The sequence below is a fragment of the Novosphingobium sp. CF614 genome, from assembly GCF_900113255.1.
Classification (GTDB): Bacteria; Pseudomonadota; Alphaproteobacteria; order Sphingomonadales; family Sphingomonadaceae; genus Novosphingobium.
Genome location: NZ_FOOR01000006.1, coordinates 41,579 through 58,561, shown reverse-complemented (window position 1 = coordinate 58,561; position 16,983 = coordinate 41,579). Strand labels below are relative to the sequence as shown.

Sequence of the window (16,983 nt, the reverse complement as noted above, 5' to 3'; positions counted from 1 at the left end):
TTCGGGGAGGATTACATATTCGGATAGTTCGGCCCGCCGCCGCCTTCCGGCGTCACCCATTCGATGTTCTGGGTCGGGTCCTTGATATCGCAGGTCTTGCAGTGGACGCAGTTCTGCGCGTTGATCTGGAGGCGCGCGCCGTTGCCGTCCGGATCGACGAACTCGTAGACTCCGGCCGGGCAGTAACGCGCCTCCGGCCCCGCGTAGATCGGCAAGTTGACCTCGGTGGGGATCGCCGGGTCCTTGAGCCTGAGGTGGACCGGCTGATCCTCCTCATGGTTGGTGAACGAGTAGGACACGCTGGTCAGACGATCGAAGCTGATGACGCCATCGGGCTTGGGGTATTCGATCGGCTTGTAGAGATCGGCGCGCTGGAGCGACGAAGCATCGGTGTGGTGCTTCATCGGCCTAGCGAGGCCGAAGCCGAACAGCGTGCGCAGCCACATGTCGGTGCCGGCCAGGATCGTGCCCATCTCGCCGCCCCACTTGGCAACCATCGGCTCGGCGTTCTGCACCAGCTTCAGTTCCTTGGCGATCCAGCTTTCGCGCACCGCCGCATCGTATTCCATCAGCGCGTCCTGCTCACGCCCCGCCTTGACCGCGGCGGCGATCGCCTCGGCGGCGAGCATGCCGCTCTTCATCGCGGTATGCGTGCCCTTGATGCGCGGCACGTTGACGAAGCCCGCCGAGCAGCCCGCCAGCACGCCGCCCGGGAAGGCGAGCCGCGGCACCGACTGCCATCCGCCCTCGTTGATCGCGCGCGCGCCATAGGCGACGCGCTTGCCGCCTTCCAGGATCGCGCGGATTTCCGGGTGCTGCTTCCAGCGCTGGAATTCCTCGAAAGGATAGACGTAGGGGTTCTTGTAATCGAGCGCGGTGACGAAGCCGAGCGCCACCTGGTTGTTCGCCTGGTGATAGAGGAACCCGCCGCCCCAGGAATCGCTTTCACTCATCGGCCAGCCCTGGGTGTGGATCACCCGGCCGGGCACGTGCTTGCCGGGATCGATGTCCCACAGTTCCTTGATGCCGATGCCGTAGATCTGCGGCTCGCAGTCGGCCTCGAGGTCGTACTTCGCCTTCAGGCGCTTGGTCAGGTGGCCGCGCGCGCCTTCGCAGAACACCGTGTACTTGCCCAGCAGGTTCATGCCCGGCTGGAAGTCCGGCTTTTGTTCGCCCTCGCGGTTCACGCCCATGTCGCCGGTCTGGACGCCGATCACCGCGCCGTTGTCGTCATAAAGCACTTCGGCGGCCGGGAAACCGGGGAAGATCTCCACTTCCAGCGCCTCGGCCTGCTCGGCCAGCCAGCGGCACAAGTTGCCCAGCGAGCCGGTGTAGTTGCCGTGGTTCGACATGAAAGGCGGCTGGATCGCGTGGGGCAGCGCGAACTTGCCCTTCTTGGTGAGGTGCCAGTGCCAGTTGTCGGTCACCGGGATCTCGGCCAGCGGACAGCCGTCCTCGCGCCAGCTCGGCAGCAACTCGTCGAGCGCCTTGGGATCGATCGTCGCGCCGGAAAGAATGTGCGCGCCGATTTCCGAACCCTTTTCCAGCACGCAGACGGACAGCTCGGAATCGATCTGCTTGAGCCGGATCGCGGTGGCCAGGCCCGCCGGCCCGCCGCCGACGACAACGACGTCATAGGGCATCGATTCGCGTTCGATCATGGGAGTTCCCCGCATTGTCCCGGCGGCTTAGCCGCGCGATTAATTTCTGGCCCGGCGGCTTAGCCGCGCGATTAATTTCTGGAGTGCCTTGATTGCTTGGACGCGGCAGGTCAAGACCCACGCAATGGATCATCGGCCAAATCCCGAATTTCTGGACGATATTGCCGGCGCGCTCGACTGGTGGCGGGATGCCGGGGTCGATTGCGACTTCCTTGACCAACCGCGCGAATGGCTCACCTCACCTGAACTGGCCCGCGACCCCCGGCAGGGCCCGCGCGGCGCGGCGGAACGTCCGGCCGCGCGCGCTGCACAGACGGCGCCGGAGAGCATCTTCGCGTCGGGCCTCGATCCAGGCTCGTTTCCGGCCGACCTGGCCGCATTCGCCCCATGGTGGTTGAGCGAGCCGATGCTCGACGACGGCGCCACCGGCGGCCGGATCGCGCCGTGCGGACCGGCCGGCGCGAAGCTGATGATCCTTGTCGAGGAACCCGAAGCCGCCGATCGCGACGCGCTGCTCACCGGGCCGCAAGGCCGCCTGCTCGATGCCATGCTCGCCGCCTTCGGAACGGGGCGCGATGCGGTCTATCTTGCCAGCGCGCTGCCTCGCCACACCCCGGCCGCCGATTGGAGCGCGCTGGAGCAACGCGGAATCGGCCGGGTGCTCGCGCATCATGTCGCTCTGGCGGCGCCGGAACGCCTGCTTGTGCTCGGCGGCAACATCCTGCCGCTGCTCGGCCACGAATCGCCGCAACGCCCTGCCGTTTTACGGCAATTTAACCAAGAAGGGCGGACGATACCCATGCTTGCTTCCTGGGGCCTGCCCGCGCTGCTCGCTCAGCCGCGCGCGAAACCGGTGCTGTGGAAGGCCTGGCTGGAGTGGACCGCTGCCTGATCGGCGGCCGCCGCGCAGCCGGGAATCCGGCGAAAGTATCGCATGATGCGGGGATACGACTTGAGAACGATTGCCAGGGTAGGACGGTTGGCCAGCCGCGAATTGGCGACGGGCCTGATCTCGGGGGCCTTCGCCGTCGCGGCGATGATGGCGACGCCGGCCTTCGCCAACAGCGCCGCGGTCGACTATTTCCGGACGCGGGGAGACCGTACCGCGGTTCCCTCGCTGCTCAGCCAGGACGACCGCACCTATTACAGGCAGATCTTCGACGCGATCGATTCCAAGGACTGGACGACGGTGCAGAAGATGCTGGCCGATCGTCCCGACGGCCCGCTGCACCAGCAGGCCCGCGCCGAATACTACCTTGCCGCCGGCTCCCCGAAGATCGAGCTGTCCGCGTTGCAGGAATGGCTTTCCCAGGGCACCGACTTGCCCGGCGCCGACCAGATCGGCCGCCTTGCCCTCAAGCGCGGGGCCGACAGCATACCCTCGCTGCCCAGCGAACAGCCGTTCGCCCGCCTACCCACCATGCCCAAGCGGGTGCGGCCCGCCTCGATCGACGACGGCACGATGCCCGGTGCGATATCGGCCGGAATCCTCGATCGCATCAAGAACGACGATCCCGTGGGCGCGCGCGTCCTGCTTGACGGCATCGATGGCGGGCTGGGCAGCGCGGCGCGGGCGGAATGGCGCGAGCGCATCGCCTGGAGCTTCTATATCGAGAACCAGGACGCCTCCGCCTACGAGATGGCGCAGCTCGCCGCGCTCGGCACCGGCCCCTGGGTGGGCGAGGCGTGGTGGACCGCCGGGCTCGCGGCCTGGCGCCTGGGCGACTATGACGGCGCCGCCGACGCCTTCGGCAAGGCCGCCGGCAGTTCCGACAACGCCGAACTGACCAGCGCCGCGCAGTACTGGCGCAGCCGCGCGTTCATCCGCCAGCGCCGACCGGACAAAGCCGCCGATGCGCTGCGCCTGGCCGCCGGGCGCGACGAGACGCTCTACGGCATGCTCGCCGCCGAACAGCTCGGCATGAAGCTGTCGGAACAGCATGCCGAGGCGGACTTCACGCAGACCGACTGGCAGCAGCTGCGCACCAACGCCAATGTCCGCACCGCCGTGGAACTGGCCGAGATCGGCGAGGACGGCCTGGCCGACGAAGTGCTGCGCCACCAGGCGCGGATCGGCGATGCCTCGCAGTACGCGCCCCTCACCCGCCTGGCGCGCGACCTGGGCCTGCCTTCGACGCAGCTGTGGATGGCCTACAACGCGCCTTATGGCGGCAAGCCGGAGCCGGCGACGCGCTTCCCCACCCCGAAATGGACTCCGGTGGGCGGCTGGAAGGTCGATCCGGCGCTGGTCTATGCCCATGCCCTGCAGGAATCGGTGTTTCAGGCCGGCGTGGTCAGCCCGGCCGGCGCGCGCGGCCTGATGCAGATCATGCCGGCCGCCGCGAGGGACCACGCCGCCGAAATCGGCGTTTCGGGTTCGGCCAGCGATCTCAACAAGCCCGAAGTCAACCTCGCTTTCGGCCAGCAGCACCTGCGGATGCTGAAGGACGCGCCCGGCACCCAGGGCCTGTTGCCCAAGGTGATGGCCGCCTACAATGCCGGCATCACCCCGATCGCCCGCTGGAATACCGAAATCAGGGACCAGGGCGATCCGCTGCTCTGGATCGAATCGCTGCCCTACTGGGAAACGCGCGGCTACGTGAATATTGTGATGCGCAATTACTGGATGTACGAGCGTCAGGCCGGCGGCCCATCGGAAAGCCGCATGGAACTGGTACAGGGCCTGTGGCCGACATTTCCGGGCCTGTCGGGATCGGAAGGGGTGCGCATGGCAGCGAACGGAGCGATATTGCGTGGCCATTGATACAGAACGTGAATTCAAGCCCATCAACATCGCCCTGCTGACCGTTTCCGACACCCGTGGCCCCGATGAAGACACGTCCGGCGATATTCTCGCCCAGCGGATCAAGGACGCCGGCCACAAGCTGGTCTACCGCGCGATCGAGAAGGACGATGCCGCCCGCATCGCCAGCCGGCTCAACGACTGGATAGACGATCGCCAGGTCGACGCGGTCGTTTCCACCGGCGGCACCGGCCTCACCGGCCGCGACGTCACGCCCGAGGCGCTCGATCGGGTGAAGGAAAAGGAAATCCCCGGCTTCGGCGAACTGTTCCGCTGGCTCAGCTACAAGACCATCGGCACCTCGACGGTGCAGAGCCGCGCCATCGCCGTGGTCGCGCGCGGGACCTACATCTTCGCCCTGCCCGGTTCCAACGGCGCGGTGAAGGACGGCTGGGACGGCATCCTGGCCGAACAGCTCGACAGCCGCAACCGGCCCTGCAATTTCGTCGAACTGATGCCGCGATTGCGGGAGCGGTAGCCAGGAGGCGCGTCAATCACGGCGCCAGGCTTCACGGCAACTCCAGCCGCCAGGTTCCCAGCGCGCGCATATCGCGTGCATCGGGCGTACCCGCCAGCGCCAGCCGCAACTGGGATCGCCGGCCGCCCCGCGCGTAACCCAGCATCAACAGCGGATCGATGCGGCCCGAGAAATCGACGCCGCGATTGCTGAACACCAGCGAACGACTGGCAAGATCATAGCCGGAGCCCACCGTATAAATGCCCCGGCCGGAGACCACCGTGAGCGGCTGCGCCACGCCCAGGCTCAGTCTGCCGCCCATCAGCGGCCGGCTCGCAGCGAAGCCGAAGCGGCTGGTCCACATCGCGCCGGCATCGGTCAGCAGCATGTCGTCGGCGAGCTTGAGGTGCGAGACGCCCAGGCTGGCGTAGCCGCCCAGCTGCCACGCGCCGAGCGTGAGTTGCTGGGCGGCTTCGAGGAACAGCGTCCGCGCGCCGTCGCCGAAGCGCAGCGCGCCGCCGCCCGTTGGCGTGCCGAAGACAATGCCCCGCTCATCGAGCAGGCCGGCCTTCAACCCGGTTCCCGCCTTGCGCCAGGAGATCACGGCGCCATTGGCGGAGCCGGTATTGCTCCAGCCGTTGCTGGCCCGCCCGCCGACCGCGTCGACGGCGAGCATGCCGCCCGCCAGCGGATAGCGTGTACCGACCGCGAGGCCGGCGACGGGCGAATAGGCAAAGACCGCGTCCGAACTGGGAGCAAGGCCCATGAACTCGTCGGCGACCGAATCGCCCGAGTTGAACGAGGCGGCGAACCACGCCCGGCCGCTTCGCACCGCGACTTGCCCGTTGGTGAGCACGGTGCGCACTTGATCCGCGCCGGGCCCCGCGCGCAGGCGCGTGAACCCGGCGCTTGCCTGCAATCGCAGGGTGGCGAAGGCGGCGGTGCCCGCGCCGGCCTGCATCTGCACGCGCCGGTCCAGCCAGGCGCGATCGCTGCGGGGCCGTGCCACCAGGCTGGAAAGGTCTCCCTTGAAGTCGCGCCCGTAGGCGTCGAGCACCGTCACCTCGCCCAGCGCCTTGGTCGCGAATCCGCTGGTTCCGACCGCCGCCGGGATCACCATGGCCGCGCCACTGGCGGAAGTCTGCGTGAGGCCGTTCGACAGCACCGGATTCACCGGCGAAAGCGCCGCCTGCACGTCGATCAGACCATGACCGAAAACCGGATCGACGCCCGCGGCGCCGATATCGCGGGCCGTATTGACGATGACCTGCCCGGCCTCGATTCCCGAAAGCTGCGGCCACTTGCTCAGGATCAGCGCGGCAAGGCCGCTCACTTGCGGGGTGGCGGAACTGGTGCCGCTGAACAGCACCAGGCTGCCGTCCACGTCCTGCGAGGCATTGGTGCCCATCGCGGCGACACAGTTGTTCATCGCCGCCGCGCCGCATTGGTTCGAATAGTCGGTGAGCTCGTAACTGGTCTGCGTGTCCTCCAGCGCGACGACAAAGAGCCAGCTTCGCGAATTGGTGGAATCGAGATCGAGGTAACCCACCGCGTTGGCGCCGCTTTCATTGCCGGCGGCGTTGACGAAAAGCCCGCCGGTGCGCTGGTAATCGGCGACGGCCTGCGTCCACGCGGGGCTCGGCTCCTCGGCATCGAGCTTTGCGATCGAGGCATTGATGACCTTGATACCCAGGCTGCCGGCATAGGCGACGGCCTGCGACAGGCCGATGCCCAGGGTTTCCTTCTCCTCCGGATCAGTGGTGTCGAGGTCGATCTCGCTGATCCGCAAGGCGACGATTTCGACGTCGGGCGCGATGCCCTGCACCCCGGTCCCGTTGTTCGCCGCCGCGATCACGCCCGCGACCATTGTGCCGTGATCCGAATAGTCATCGCCGATCACGTCGCGCTTGGTGGTGACGCCGTGCTGGGTAACCGTTCCGTAGTCGCGACTGAGACTGGAAATCTTGCCGCGAAGCTCCGTCACTTCCTTGACGCCGTCATCGAGGACGGCGACCTTCACGCCTTGTCCGGTCCAGCCGTTGTCGAGCGCATAGAGCGCGTTGACATATTCGAACGAATCGTAGTTCCGGCGATATTCGGTGTCGTCCTGCCCGGATCGCTTCGGCTGCTGGTTCTGCGGCGTGATGACGTATCCGGCGGAAGGCGTGGGAGTGGGAGTGGGTGTAGGCGCAGGAGTGGGACTCGGCGTCGGCGTCGAATTCACGCTTCCGCCACCGCCACAGCCCGCGAGCGCCACTGCCAGCGCACTCGCGATCATCGCACCACGTGTGATTCCCCAAGGCCCCGCCATGGCCAATACCCCCGTTCCAAGCCGCGCCGGCCCGATCCCTCAAACCGCCCGGCGATTGTGCCTCGCAGTTCCTCCCAAGTCACTATTTCCGGCGCGACAATAGTCGGCCAATGCCGAAAGTCAGCTTATCCCCGCCAGTGCCAGCAGCGCCTCGGTCGAAGGATCGAAGCTGGCCCCGCCCTTTTCGATCTGCTTGGCGATTTCCTTGCCCAGTTCGACGCCGAACTGGTCGAAGGGGTTGATGCCCATCAGCACGGCGTTGGCGAAAGTGCGGTGCTCGTGGAAGGCGATCAGCGCGCCGAAGGTGGCGGGGCTGACTTCGTCGAGCAGGATCGTCGCCGAGGGGCGATCGCCCGGATAGGCGCGCGCCGGATCCTCGCTCGCCTTGCCCGCCATCAGCGCCGCGCCTTGCGCGAAGCAGTTGGAAAGCAGGATGCGGTGGTGCGCCGGGTCGAGGTCGTGCCCCGGCACGATCGCGGCGATGAAATCCACCGGCACCAGGTTGGTGCCCTGATGCAGCAGCTGGAACACCGCGTGCTGCGCGTCGGTGCCCACGCCGCCCCAGGTGATCGGCGCGGTCGGCCCGTCGACCGGCGAACCATCGAGCTTCACGCTCTTGCCGTTCGATTCCATCTCCAGCTGCTGGAGATAGTCCGGCAGCAGCGCCAGGCGCTCGTCATAGGCGAAGACGGCGCGGGTCTGGCAGCCGCGCAGGCGCGTATAGTACTGATCGGCGAAGGCGGCGCGCAGCGGCAGGTTGGCCATGCCGTCGGTATCGCGAAAATGCACGTCCATCGCCGCCGCTCCGGCCAGGAACTCGGCGAAATCCGGCCAGCCGAGCGCCATCGCGACCGGAAAGCCGATCGAGGACCACAGCGAATAGCGCCCGCCCACGCTTTCGGAAAACGGCAGGATGCGCGTTTCATCGACGCCCCATTCCATCGCCTTTTCCGGCGAGGCGGTCAGCGCGACGACGCGGCCATAGGGATCGTCGACGCCGTTCTCGCGCAGCCACTCGATCGCGCTCTCGGCATTGGTCATGGTCTCGATGGTGGTGAAGGTCTTGGAGGCGACCGCCAGCATCGTCGTCTCCGGGTCGCAAGCCGCGAATGCCCGTTCGAGAGCGCTGCCGTCGATATTCGAGACCACGTGGACGTCGACCATCGCGCCGTCCCGGGCCAGCGCGTCGATCGCCAGCGCCGGGCCCAGCGCCGATCCGCCGATGCCGACATGGATCAGGTGCTTGACGTCGCCCATGGCCCCGCGGTGGATCGCTTCGACGATCGCGGCCATGCGATGATGGTATTCCGCCGCGAGCGCGACGCTTTCATCCTCGCCGATGCCGCGCTGGGCGGTATGCGCGGCGGCGCGGCCCTCGGTCGGGTTGACGATCTCGCCCGCGAACAGCGCGGCCCGCCGGCCGGAAAAATCCATCGCCCCGGCCAGTTCCTCGAACAAGGCGACATGCGCGGCATCGAGGTGGGTTTTCGACCAGTCGAACCGGATCGCGGAGGAATTCTCTTCCTCGCCCAGCTCGAAACGCGTGGCGAAAGCGGCCAGACGGTCGGGATCGGCGGCGAACAGCCGCGCCAGCGTGGGCTTCTCGAGACGCTCCAGCTTTTCCCAGACCGCATTGCGCATATCTTGATCCTCCAGTGGCCCCATCGGGCACGCCTTATGCTTGTTGCGATTGCGAAAACCAAGCGCCAGTTGTTCAAATATCGATCGCGCTCATGCCCTGGTCGGGATCGCACTTGACGGAACGCCCCGCGCGCAACAAGGGTTCGGGCATGAGCGAAAACCCAAGCGCCGCCGAAATCGACTCAGCGCTGCCCGCACCCGAACAGGTCGCTGGCAAGCCCAGCGCACCCGCCAAAAAGGACGAGAGCTTCTTTTCCTTCCTGCTGTGGCTGGTGCTGGGCGTGGTGGTGCTGCGCAGCTTCATCATTTCGCCGTTCAACATTCCCAGCGAGTCCATGCTGCCCCGGCTGCTCAACGGCGACTACCTGTTCGCGACCAAGTGGTCCTACGGCTATTCGAAGTATTCGCTGCCCTTCAGCATCCCCTTGATTCCGGGCCGCTTCTTCGCGAGCCAGCCCGAGCGCGGCGACGTGGTGATCTTCAAGGCGCCCCCGGGCAACGATGTGGACTACATCAAGCGCGTGATCGGCCTGCCCGGAGACGAAGTGCAGATAAAGGGCGGACAGGTATGGCTCAACGGCAAGCCGGTGCCCAGGCAGCGCGCCGCCGACTTCGTGCTGCCGGTCACGCCCAACACCCATTGCTACGCGCCCGAGTTCGAGGGGACCGACAAGCAGGGCGGCCCGGTCTGCAACTATCCGCAGTTCCGCGAAACGCTGCCGAACGGCAAGAGCTACAACGTGCTCGACCTTGGGCAGACGCCGCAGGACGATACCGGCGTGTTCATCGTTCCCGAAGGCAACATGTTCCTGATGGGCGACAATCGCGACAATTCGATGGACAGCCGCTTCCCGGCGATCGAGGGCGCGGGCATCGGCATCGTCCCGCAGGACAACCTGGTCGGCAAGGCGGCGTTGATGATGTTCTCCACCGATGGCTCTGCGGAATGGATCAAGCCCTGGACCTGGTTCACCGCCGCGCGCTGGAGCCGCATCGGGAGCGCGATCTGAGTGGCGGATGGCCTCAACGCGCATGCTCGGCCCTGAAGTCCGCGCCTTCCTGACCCGGCACGCCGGCCATGAGCCCGGGGACGAAACCCTCTGGCTCGCCGCCCTCACCCACGGGTCCACCGGCGAGAAGCGCAATTACGAAAGGCTGGAATTCCTGGGCGACCGGGTGCTCGGCCTGGCCGTGGCGGAATGGCTGTTCCAGAACAGCGATGAGGCGGAAGGCCGCCTCTCGCAGCGGCTCAACGCGCTCGTCAGCCGCACGACTTGCGCAAGGATCGCGCGCGAGATCGGCCTGGGGCCGCATATGCGCCTGGGCAAGCAGGCGCGCGACGACGGGGGCGAGGATTCGGACAATATCCTTGGCGACGTGATCGAGGCGCTGATCGGGGCCTGCTTCATCGAACACGGTTTTTCCGCCGCCCGCGACATGGTCCGCCGCCTCTGGGCCGATACGCTCGCGGGCAAGACCGGCAAGCGCAAGCATCCCAAGTCGGCGCTGCAGGAATGGGCGGCCGGCAACCGCCGCCGCATGCCCGAATATCGCCTGGTCGACCGCTCGGGCCCCGACCATGCCTTGCGCTTCACGGTGGAGGTCCAGGTCCACAACGTCGGTTCCGCCCAGGCCACCGCCCATTCCAAGCAGGACGCGGAAACCCTTGCGGCCGAGGAATTCATGAGGAAGTTCGGATGATGTCGCCGGTAAGCCTGGAATAAACGGACGTCGGGAAAGTCGACAGCATCGCATTAACACTGCTATCCGCTGGTGCCGAGCTTGTCGCAGCACCTGCCGCCAGCGGGAACTCCGGGGGATAACCGTTCATGACCGAACAATGCGGTCTCGTCGCCGTGATCGGCGCGCCCAATGCGGGCAAGTCGACGCTGGTCAATGCGCTGGTCGGCCAGAAGGTGGCGATCACCTCGGCCAAGGCGCAGACCACGCGCGCGCGGCTGATGGGCATCGCGCTGGAGGGCGAGGCGCAGATCATCCTGGCCGATACGCCGGGCATCTTCGCCCCTAAGCGGCGGCTCGATCGCGCCATGGTCGCCGCCGCCTGGGAGGGCGCGCAGGAGGCCGACGCGATCCTGCTGGTGGTCGATGCGGTCAAGCTGCGGCGGCACGAACTGGAGCCGCTGCTCGAAATCCTGAAGGATCGTCCGGAACGCAAGCTGCTGGCGCTCAACAAAGTGGACGCCAGCGCCAAGGAGCCGCTGCTCGTGCTGGCGCAGGAACTGACCGGAAAGGTCCAGTTCGAAGAGGTGTTCTTCGTCGCCGCGCGCACTGGCGACGGGGTGCCGCAGCTCAAGGCGCGGCTTGCCCAGCTCATGCCCGAGGGGCCCTGGCACTATCCCGAGGATCAGGTCTCCGACGCCAGCGAACGCCTGCTCGCCTGCGAGATCACCCGCGAACAGCTCTACCAGCAGCTTCACGACGAACTGCCCTACGATGCCGCGGTGCGGCCGGAGAGCTATACCCAGCGGCGCGACGGCTCGGTCGAGATCCGCCAGCAGATCGTGGTCGCGCGCGACAGCCAGAAGGCGATCGTGCTCGGCAAGCGCGGCGCGAGGATCCGCGCCATCGGCGAGGCTTCGCGCAAGCAACTGGCCGAGGTCCTGGGCCAGCAGGTCCACCTGTTCCTGCACGTCAAGGTCGAGGAGGACTGGGCCGAGGCGCGCGACATCTATGAGGAAATCGGATTGGACTGGGTGAAGTGACGAAGAAGATAGTCGTTTCCGCCATGACCACCGCCGCGCTGCTGCTGGGCGGCTGCAGCACGCCGTACATGAAGGCCCGGGCCGCGGAAAAGTCGCAGGTCGCGGTGGCGCGGGAAAGCCTTGAAGGCGCGCGCTACGTCGCCATGGGCTCCTCGTTCGCGGCCGGGCCGATGCTGCCCCCGCCCAAGCCCGGCGCCCCGGTGCGCTGCGGGCAGAGCCTGAACAACTACCCGACGCTGCTGGCCGAGCGCTTCGGCATGGTGCTGACCGATCGCAGCTGCTCGGGGGCGACGACCGAGCATGTGCTGGGGCCCTGGGGCGATATCCCGCCGCAGATCGCCAGCGTCACGCCCGATACCAAGCTGGTGACCGTGACCATCGGCGGCAACGACTTGTCCTATATCGGCAACCTGTTTTCCGCCGCCTGCCTGTTCAACGGCAAGACCCCCGCCGCCGCCGGGGCGAAGCCCAGGCCCTGCGGAACCGTGCGGGTGCCGACCGAGGCGGACTATGCCCGCGACGAGATGCAGTTGCATGAGATCGCCCGCCGGGTGCGCGCTGCCGCGCCGGACGCGCGGCTGGTCTTCGTCCAGTACCTCACCCCGCTGCCCGCGCCGGGACTGCTGTGCGCGGCGACGCCGCTGAGCACATCCGATGCGGCGATTATTCGCCAGATCGGTCGGCGCCTTGCCGAAATGACCGGCCGCGTCGCGCAGGCGCACGGTGCCCTGATCGTCGAGATGAACCAGTCTTCGGCCAACCATACCCCCTGCGATCCCGAACCGTGGGTGATCGGATCGCCGCGAGGGTATGACGGCAGCCAGGGCCTGCAATGGCATCTCAACCTGGCCGGCATGAAGGCCACCGCCGAGGGCATCGCCTATTGGCTGATCCAGTCGGGGGTGAGGCCGGTCAATCCGAGCGTGAAGGTGGAGATGGCACCGGCCGCATCGCCGGCCCCGCCGGCCGCGACGATGCCCGCCCCCGGCGCGCCCGCCCCGGCCGATCGCGTACCCACCGGCCCGACCACCCCCATCCCGACCCCATCCCAGGCCCCGACAACACCCACCCCGCAAGACACCGGGGCACCCCAAGGCTGAGATCAAGTCTCATTGATCGGAACTCTTGTTCCCCCTGTTTTCGTCAATTGCGAGGCGGCCGGTATCAGCCTACCGGCCGCCTCGCCCGGATCGCCTGGGCGAGCGTGCCCTCGTCGAGGTAGTCGAGTTCGCCCCCGACCGGCAGCCCGTGGGCGAGCTGGGTGACGCGCACCGGATAGGCCTCCAGCCGCTCGGCGATGTAGTGCGCGGTGGTCTGGCCTTCGAGCGTGGCGTTCATGGCCAGCACCACCTCGTCGATGCCGCCCTCGCCGACACGCCGCAGCAGGCCTTCTACCGCAAGGTCCTCCGGCCGCACCCCGTCGAGCGCGGAAAGCCGGCCGCCGAGCACGTGGTAGCGTCCGGTGAACAGCCGCGCCCGGTCGAGCGCCCAGAGGTCGGCGACTTCCTCCACCACGCACAGCGCGCGCGCGTCGCGGCGGGGATCGGTGCATATGCCGCAAGGGTTGGCGGTATCGACATTGCCGCAGGTATCGCATTCGACCAGCGTCCCGCGCACGGCGGCCAGCGCGTCCAGCAGCTGCACCAGCGCGGTCTCGCGCCGCTTGATGAGCCACAGCACCGCGCGCCGCGCCGAGCGCGGACCCAGGCCGGGCAGGCGTGACAGGGCGGCGGTCAACGTTTCGATCTCTTGCGATGCCATGGAACGAGAGATAGGGCCTGCGCTTTCCCAGAGGAAGACCATCGGAAAGTTCCCCACACATGCGCATCATCTTCATGGGAACCCCCGATTTCGCGGTGCCCGCGCTGGTCGCGCTGGTGGAGGCGGGGCACGAGGTCGCGGCCGCCTACACCCAGCCCCCGCGCCCCGGCGGGCGGCGCGGCAAGGAACTGACGCCCTCGCCGGTCCAGCGCGAAGCCGAAACGCGCGGAATCGCGGTACGCCATCCGGTCTCGCTGAAAGGCGCCGAAGAGCAGGCCGCGTTCGCGGCGCTGGGGGCAGACATCGCCGTGGTCGCGGCATATGGGCTGATCCTGCCGCAGGCCGTGCTCGACGCGCCGCGCCTGGGCTGCCTCAACATCCACGCCTCGATCCTGCCGCGCTGGCGCGGGGCGGCGCCGATCCAGCGGGCGATCCTGGCGGGCGATCCGACCACCGGCGTCACCATCATGCGGATGGAGGCCGGGCTCGACACCGGCCCGATGCTGGCCACCCTGCGCACCGCGATCGATCGCAAGACGGCCGGCGAACTGACCACCGAACTCGCCGAAAAGGGTGCGCAATTGCTCGTCGGGACCTTGCGCGACCTCGCGGTCCATCGCCCGGTCGCGCAACCTCAGGAGGGCGTGACATATGCCCGGAAGATCGACAAGGCCGAGGCCCGGCTCGATTTCACCCAGCCAGCCGAGCAGGTGGAGCGACAAGTGCGCGCCTTCATGCCCGCGCCTGGCGCCTTCTTCGAACTGGGGGGCGAACGCTGCAAGGTCATGGCCGTCGAGATCGTCGAAGGCTCCGGCCAGCCGGGGGTCGCGCTTGACGATGCGCTGACGATCGCCTGCGGATCGGATGCGGTTCGCCTCGTCACTGTCCAGCGCGCCGGGCGGCCGGCGATGGCGGCGCTCGATCTGCTGCGCGGATGGCCGGTCGCGGCAGGGACGAGGCTCGCTTGACCCGCTTCGCCCTCACCCTGGAATTCGACGGCGGCCCGTTCATGGGCCTGCAGCGCCAGGCCCATGGCCCCTCGGTGCAGCAGGCGCTGGAGGAAGCGGTGCTGGCAGTGACCGGCGAGACCGTGACGATGCACGCGGCCGGGCGTACCGACGCCGGCGTCCATGCGCTCGCCATGCGGGTCCATGTCGATATCGCCAAGCCCTTCACCTCCTTCCGGCTGATGGAAGCGCTCAACGCGCGGCTGCGCCCTGCCCCGGTGGCGGTGCTCGCCTGCGAGCAGGTCGCGGACGATTGGCACGCGCGGTTCTCGTGCACCGGGCGCGCCTACCTCTACCGCATCGCCAACCGCCGCGCCCCGCTGACGCTGGAGCGAGGCAAGGCCTGGCAGGTGGCAAAGCCGCTGGACGAGGCCGCCATGCACCGCGCCGCCCAGGCCCTGGTCGGACAGCATGACTTCACGACCTTCCGCTCGGTGCACTGCCAGGCCCGGAGCCCGGTCAAGACGCTCGACTGGCTTGCCGTGCGCCGCGACGGCGGCTGGGTGCTGATCGAGGCCGAGGCGCGCAGCTTCCTGCACCACCAGGTCCGCTCGATGGTCGGCTGCCTGGCGATGGTGGGCATCGGACGCTGGCGGGAGGAGCAGGTCGCCGAAGCCCTCGCCGCGCGCGACCGCCAGGCCCTTGGCCTCAACGCGCCGCCGGACGGGCTCTATTTCGTCAGGGCCGTCTATCCGGGGGAATAGTTACACGCCGTCGCCATTCGATGTCGCCATTCGATGGGACGACGGGCCCTCGGCTCACGCCTTGCCCACCACGCTTTCCGGCAGTTCCGTGCCGAACACGCGCTGGTAGTATTCGGCCACCAGCATCCGCTCGGTCTCATCGCACTTGTTGAGGAACGAGAGGCGGAAGGCGAAGCCGACGTCCTTGAAGATCACGGCGTTCTGGGCCCAGGTAATCACCGTGCGCGGGCTCATGACGGTCGAGATATCGCCGTTCATGAAGCCCTGGCGCGTGAAATCGGCCACTTTGACCATCTGCGCGATAACGCCGGCATCGATCTGCGGAACCTTGGCGGCGACGATCGCCGTCTCGGTCTCCGCCGGCAGGTAATTGAGGCCCACCACCAGGTTCCAGCGGTCCATCTGGCCCTGGTTGATCTGCTGCGTGCCGTGGTACAGGCCCGAGGTATCGCCCAGGCCCACCGTGTTGGCGGTGGCGAACAGGCGGAAATGCTTGTCGGGCCGGATCACCCGGTTCTGGTCCAGCAGGGTCAGCTTGCCTTCGGTTTCGAGCACGCGCTGGATCACGAACATCACGTCCGGCCGGCCGGCGTCATACTCGTCGAAGACCAGCGCCACCGGGTGTTGCAGCGCCCAGGGCAGCAGGCCTTCGCGGAATTCGGTGACCTGCATGCCGCCGCGCAGCACGATCGCGTCGCGACCGATCAGGTCGATGCGGCTGATGTGCGCGTCCAGGTTGATGCGGATGCACGGCCATTTGAGGCGGGCCGCCACTTGCTCGATATGCGTTGACTTGCCGGTGCCGTGGTAGCCCTGCACCATGACGCGACGGTTGAAGGCGAAGCCGGCCAGGATCGCCAGCGTCGTATCGGGATCGAAGACGTAGGCCTCGTCCAGATCGGGCACGCGCTCGTCGGCGATCGAGAAGGCGGGCACTTTCATGTCGATATCGATGCCGAACGTCTCACGGACGTCGATTTCGATATCGGGGGCAGCCAGCACGGTGGCGTCACGGTTTTCGGTCATGGTGTTCGCAGAGTCAGTCATTGCGGTATCCCGCCTAAAGGAGCCTGCGTTGCACCGCAATAAGCTTTGCTTGAAGTCTTGGCTTGTTCCCGGGCATCGCGCCGAAAATCCGCAGCGGCCAACTGCCCGGGATTGCCGCGCCGCCTGCGGGACTTAAAATACGCTTCCGCTCAGGCCCCGCACTTGGGGGGCAGCGCGAAAAGGTCCAGGAAGCGCCGCACCAGTTCCGGATCGCCCTCGACCGCCAGGCGGCCGCCGGCTTCCTCGGGGCTCCGCTTGCCGTAGAACACCGGCAGGAAATCGGAAGCGCTGGGCGCGCTGAAGCGCAAGTCTGGCGATGCCACGCCATTGCCGGCGGGATGGATGGCCAGTTCCCTGCCGCGCAAACGCCCGGCGAAGTGTTCTTCCCCGACGTCGAAGGCGATCCACAGCTCCAGTTCGCCGATCCGGTCGGGATCAAGCATGGTGCGCATGGACAGCATCAGCGAAACCGGCGTCAGCGGCAGGCCCGGATCGTGGAGCGGCGAGCGTACCGCCCAGCGGCCCAGCTCCTGCAACACCGGCTCCAGCGCCCGGCCCCATTCGGTAAGCTGGTAGACTTGCGCGGCAACCGGCGGCGGCAGGAACGCCCGCTCGACGATTCCCAGCCCTTGCAGCGTCTCCAGCCGCTCGGTCAGCGTCTTGGCGCTGAGGCCGGGCAGGCTGGCGCGAATGTCGCTGAAACGTCGCCCGCCCAGCATAAGCTCGCGAATCACCAGCAGCGTCCAGCGCTCGCCGATCAGTTCCATGGCAAAAGCGGCTCCGCAAGCATCGCCGTACCACTTGCCATGCACGGCCGACCCGATATTGGTTTCTTTTTGAAACTTCATAGTTGCATTTCGTAACTTAA

At 67.4% G+C, this 16,983-nt stretch carries 15 protein-coding genes; 9 read left to right on the top strand and 6 right to left on the bottom strand.

What is annotated here, in order from left to right; translation table 11 throughout:
- Window positions 1-11: 11 nt before the first annotated feature.
- Window positions 12-1,661 carry an electron transfer flavoprotein-ubiquinone oxidoreductase gene (locus tag BM052_RS08920; protein ID WP_091145714.1) on the bottom strand — a complete coding sequence of 550 codons (1,650 nt, stop codon included), beginning with the start codon at window positions 1,659-1,661 and terminating at the stop codon, window positions 12-14.
- A 124-nt stretch (window positions 1,662-1,785) separates the two neighbouring features.
- Between BM052_RS08920 and BM052_RS08915 the strand changes: the two genes are divergently transcribed.
- The 3 genes from BM052_RS08915 (at window position 1,786) to moaB (ending at window position 4,942) form a co-directional block, all read left to right on the top strand.
- Window positions 1,786-2,553, top strand: coding sequence for a uracil-DNA glycosylase family protein (locus tag BM052_RS08915; RefSeq protein ID WP_177198407.1), 768 nt, complete (start codon window positions 1,786-1,788; stop codon window positions 2,551-2,553).
- A 144-nt stretch (window positions 2,554-2,697) separates the two neighbouring features.
- Complete coding sequence (locus BM052_RS08910; protein WP_255406056.1) at window positions 2,698-4,425, top strand: lytic transglycosylase domain-containing protein; 1,728 nt, start codon at window positions 2,698-2,700, stop codon at window positions 4,423-4,425.
- Window positions 4,415-4,942: a molybdenum cofactor biosynthesis protein B gene (moaB, locus tag BM052_RS08905; RefSeq protein WP_091145710.1), complete on the top strand. Its 528-nt coding sequence runs from the start codon at window positions 4,415-4,417 to the stop codon at window positions 4,940-4,942. Before BM052_RS08910 ends, moaB begins: the two co-directional genes overlap by 11 nt.
- Before the next feature lie 31 nt (window positions 4,943-4,973).
- On the opposite strand, the gene BM052_RS08900 is transcribed toward moaB, so the two are convergent.
- Together BM052_RS08900 and pgi are read right to left on the bottom strand one after the other, a co-directional pair.
- Window positions 4,974-7,199, bottom strand: a complete 2,226-nt coding sequence (locus BM052_RS08900; RefSeq protein ID WP_255406044.1) for a S8 family peptidase — start codon at window positions 7,197-7,199, stop codon at window positions 4,974-4,976.
- 153 nt (window positions 7,200-7,352) lie between these two features.
- Window positions 7,353-8,873, bottom strand: a complete 1,521-nt coding sequence (gene pgi, locus BM052_RS08895) for a glucose-6-phosphate isomerase (RefSeq protein ID WP_091146064.1) — start codon at window positions 8,871-8,873, stop codon at window positions 7,353-7,355.
- 149 nt (window positions 8,874-9,022) lie between these two features.
- Here pgi and lepB point away from each other — a divergent pair, with 149 nt between their 5' ends.
- The 4 genes from lepB to BM052_RS08875 all read left to right on the top strand — a co-directional run bounded on the left by lepB (window position 9,023) and on the right by BM052_RS08875 (window position 12,696).
- Window positions 9,023-9,883, top strand: a complete 861-nt coding sequence (gene lepB, locus BM052_RS08890) for a signal peptidase I (RefSeq protein ID WP_091146062.1) — start codon at window positions 9,023-9,025, stop codon at window positions 9,881-9,883.
- A gap of 22 nt (window positions 9,884-9,905) precedes the next feature.
- Window positions 9,906-10,574, top strand: coding sequence for a ribonuclease III (gene rnc, locus BM052_RS08885; RefSeq protein WP_091145706.1), 669 nt, complete (start codon window positions 9,906-9,908; stop codon window positions 10,572-10,574).
- A 128-nt stretch (window positions 10,575-10,702) separates the two neighbouring features.
- Window positions 10,703-11,596 (top strand): GTPase Era, encoded by an 894-nt coding sequence (gene era / locus BM052_RS08880; protein ID WP_091145704.1) that lies wholly within the window; start codon window positions 10,703-10,705, stop codon window positions 11,594-11,596.
- Window positions 11,593-12,696: an SGNH/GDSL hydrolase family protein gene (locus tag BM052_RS08875; protein ID WP_255406043.1), complete on the top strand. Its 1,104-nt coding sequence runs from the start codon at window positions 11,593-11,595 to the stop codon at window positions 12,694-12,696. Before era ends, BM052_RS08875 begins: the two co-directional genes overlap by 4 nt.
- A gap of 64 nt (window positions 12,697-12,760) precedes the next feature.
- Here the strand turns inward: BM052_RS08875 and recR are convergent, their stop codons facing one another.
- Window positions 12,761-13,357, bottom strand: a complete 597-nt coding sequence (gene recR / locus BM052_RS08870; protein ID WP_091145701.1) for a recombination mediator RecR — start codon at window positions 13,355-13,357, stop codon at window positions 12,761-12,763.
- Between the two features lie 59 nt (window positions 13,358-13,416).
- On the opposite strand from recR, the gene fmt reads away from it, so the two are divergent.
- Both fmt and truA read left to right on the top strand, forming a co-directional pair.
- Window positions 13,417-14,325, top strand: coding sequence for a methionyl-tRNA formyltransferase (fmt, locus tag BM052_RS08865; protein ID WP_091145699.1), 909 nt, complete (start codon window positions 13,417-13,419; stop codon window positions 14,323-14,325).
- Complete coding sequence (gene truA, locus BM052_RS08860; protein ID WP_091146057.1) at window positions 14,322-15,068, top strand: tRNA pseudouridine(38-40) synthase TruA; 747 nt, start codon at window positions 14,322-14,324, stop codon at window positions 15,066-15,068. The genes fmt and truA overlap by 4 nt, the downstream gene beginning before the upstream one ends.
- 54 nt (window positions 15,069-15,122) lie before the next feature.
- Here truA and cobS read toward each other — a convergent pair whose 3' ends face one another.
- Together cobS and BM052_RS08850 are read right to left on the bottom strand one after the other, a co-directional pair.
- On the bottom strand, window positions 15,123-16,115 hold the full coding sequence (gene cobS, locus BM052_RS08855) for a cobaltochelatase subunit CobS (protein ID WP_091145697.1): 993 nt from the start codon (window positions 16,113-16,115) through the stop codon (window positions 15,123-15,125).
- A 149-nt stretch (window positions 16,116-16,264) separates the two neighbouring features.
- Window positions 16,265-16,963 carry a winged helix-turn-helix transcriptional regulator gene (locus BM052_RS08850; RefSeq protein WP_091145696.1) on the bottom strand — a complete coding sequence of 233 codons (699 nt, stop codon included), beginning with the start codon at window positions 16,961-16,963 and terminating at the stop codon, window positions 16,265-16,267.
- Between the last annotated feature and the right edge of the window lie 20 nt (window positions 16,964-16,983).

Bases quoted from the DNA above. Each gene is read 5' to 3' on its own strand.
- BM052_RS08920 (WP_091145714.1), bottom strand. From the start codon at position 1,661: ATGATCGAACGCGAATCGATGCCCTATGACGTCGTTGTCGTCGGCGGC.
- BM052_RS08915 (WP_177198407.1), top strand. From the start codon at position 1,786: ATGGATCATCGGCCAAATCCCGAATTTCTGGACGATATTGCCGGCGCG.
- BM052_RS08910 (WP_255406056.1), top strand. From the start codon at position 2,698: ATGATGGCGACGCCGGCCTTCGCCAACAGCGCCGCGGTCGACTATTTC.
- BM052_RS08900 (WP_255406044.1), bottom strand. From the start codon at position 7,199: ATGATCGCGAGTGCGCTGGCAGTGGCGCTCGCGGGCTGTGGCGGTGGC.
- pgi (WP_091146064.1), bottom strand. From the start codon at position 8,873: ATGCGCAATGCGGTCTGGGAAAAGCTGGAGCGTCTCGAGAAGCCCACG.
- lepB (WP_091146062.1), top strand. From the start codon at position 9,023: ATGAGCGAAAACCCAAGCGCCGCCGAAATCGACTCAGCGCTGCCCGCA.
- rnc (WP_091145706.1), top strand. From the start codon at position 9,906: ATGCTCGGCCCTGAAGTCCGCGCCTTCCTGACCCGGCACGCCGGCCAT.
- era (WP_091145704.1), top strand. From the start codon at position 10,703: ATGACCGAACAATGCGGTCTCGTCGCCGTGATCGGCGCGCCCAATGCG.
- recR (WP_091145701.1), bottom strand. From the start codon at position 13,357: ATGGCATCGCAAGAGATCGAAACGTTGACCGCCGCCCTGTCACGCCTG.
- fmt (WP_091145699.1), top strand. From the start codon at position 13,417: ATGCGCATCATCTTCATGGGAACCCCCGATTTCGCGGTGCCCGCGCTG.
- cobS (WP_091145697.1), bottom strand. From the start codon at position 16,115: ATGACTGACTCTGCGAACACCATGACCGAAAACCGTGACGCCACCGTG.
- BM052_RS08850 (WP_091145696.1), bottom strand. From the start codon at position 16,963: ATGAAGTTTCAAAAAGAAACCAATATCGGGTCGGCCGTGCATGGCAAG.